We start from the raw sequence: 542 nt of genomic DNA, 5'->3' as shown, positions 1-542 counted from the left end.
CTCCTATACCCAATAAAATCAGCCACTTGATTTGATATCAAGGTCAACAAAGATTACTTAATAAGCAGTATTAAATATGAGATTTGTATCATTTCAGCATTTAATTCGAGTTGGTCAATGTAATCTCTGATTGCGTGCTGACTCTTATTGCAATTCCCCCCTAGTCCGAGGGCGTTCAACCCTATAATTCAATGGTGCCACTTAACAAAGTACATTTCACAGCTCGCAATTGATATGTTATAACATATCAAACAGGGTGGATTTTAGTACTTAAAATGAAAGATATTGAAGCGATCATTAAGCACGTCAAGCAAGGATGTAGAGACAATGGAAAACAGTTTACCGCCAAAAGGCTGCTGATACTGCGCGCGTTAGCCCATGCCGATAAAGCGCTGTCTGCCTACGAGTTAGTTGACTATTGCAAAGAGCATTTTGATCAACATGTTCAAGCGATGTCGGTCTACCGAGTCTTGGATTTTTTAGAACAACATCACCTAGCACACAAGATCAAAGTATCAAATAAATACATACTTTGTGATCAC

1 protein-coding gene is annotated in these 542 nt (G+C 38.6%); it reads left to right on the top strand.

Translation table 11 applies throughout. The features are described from left to right. Nucleotides 1-275: 275 nt before the first annotated feature. Nucleotides 276-542 (top strand): transcriptional repressor (locus tag BCT81_RS05150; RefSeq protein WP_198596844.1); only part of this gene is annotated, 267 nt, incomplete at its 3' end.

This window comes from Vibrio sp. 10N.261.52.A1, assembly GCF_002876325.1.
Taxonomy (GTDB): Bacteria; Pseudomonadota; Gammaproteobacteria; order Enterobacterales; family Vibrionaceae; genus Vibrio; species Vibrio chagasii.
Note: the sequence above shows the minus strand (reverse complement) of the source record. Positions and strands in the feature narration are given on the sequence as shown.